At 49.9% G+C, this 357-nt stretch carries 2 tRNA genes; both read left to right on the forward strand.

Going from position 1 to position 357, the window contains the following annotated elements:
* The first annotated feature begins 46 nt into the window (after positions 1-46).
* Positions 47-123 (forward strand) — tRNA-Ile (locus tag ACO0U8_RS24235).
* A gap of 133 nt (positions 124-256) precedes the next feature.
* A tRNA-Ala gene (locus ACO0U8_RS24240) sits at positions 257-332 on the forward strand.
* The last annotated feature ends 25 nt before the right edge of the window (positions 333-357 follow it).

The raw sequence follows: 357 nt of genomic DNA on the forward strand, positions 1-357 counted from the left end.
CCACACAGATTGTCTGATAGAAAGTAACGAGCAGAAATACCTTAATAGGCTTGTAGCTCAGGTGGTTAGAGCGCACCCCTGATAAGGGTGAGGTCGGTGGTTCAAGTCCACTCAGGCCTACCAATTCCTTCCTCCTCTTCGTTGTCGCCATGTCTCGTTTGCACAAGCAAACTTCGCATGACTCCGCCTTGATGAGAAAGTAATTGGCTGACTCATCTGAACGATGAGTAATTAAGGTATCTGTAAGTGACTGTATGGGGCTATAGCTCAGCTGGGAGAGCGCCTGCCTTGCACGCAGGAGGTCAGCGGTTCGATCCCGCTTAGCTCCACCATTACCGTACAGCCCCTAAATAATAC

It is taken from the genome of Rahnella sp. EDr1-12 (assembly GCF_049206505.1).
In the GTDB taxonomy this organism is placed as follows: Bacteria; Pseudomonadota; Gammaproteobacteria; order Enterobacterales; family Enterobacteriaceae; genus Rahnella; species Rahnella rivi.